Annotated in this window: 1 pseudogene; it reads left to right on the top strand. The window is 34.9% G+C overall.

The features are described 5' to 3' along the window. Positions 1 to 50: 50 nt before the first annotated feature. Positions 51 to 390: pseudogene (locus J7R05_RS08860) on the top strand (NADH-quinone oxidoreductase subunit L); the annotation flags it as partial.

The following is a 390-nucleotide window of genomic DNA, read 5'->3' on the forward strand; positions in this document are numbered from 1 at the left end:
GTGGTTCTATTGCTGTTGAAGATGTTAATGTAATGAAAGGCTAACCAGTGATGTATTATACGATTGTCTTTCTTCCACTTTTGGGCTTTTTAATTGCTTCTATAGGTGGGAAAACTATAGGAGATCGTGCGAATGAATTAATAACATGTAGTTTTATGGTAGTTGTTGCCATATTCTCGTGGGTAGCATTTTTTAATATTGCTCTTGGTCATGCTCCAGTAGTTGATATATTAGTATTACATTGGCTCACTGTCGGTGGTTTAACTTTTGATTGGGCTTTACATATTGATACATTAACAGCTGTTATGCTTATTGTTGTAAATAGTGTTTCAGCATTAGTGCATATTTATTCAGTTGGTTATATGCATCATGATCCATCAAGGTCTCGGT

It is taken from the genome of Bartonella capreoli (assembly GCF_902813205.1).
In the GTDB taxonomy this organism is placed as follows: domain Bacteria; phylum Pseudomonadota; class Alphaproteobacteria; order Rhizobiales; family Rhizobiaceae; genus Bartonella; species Bartonella schoenbuchensis.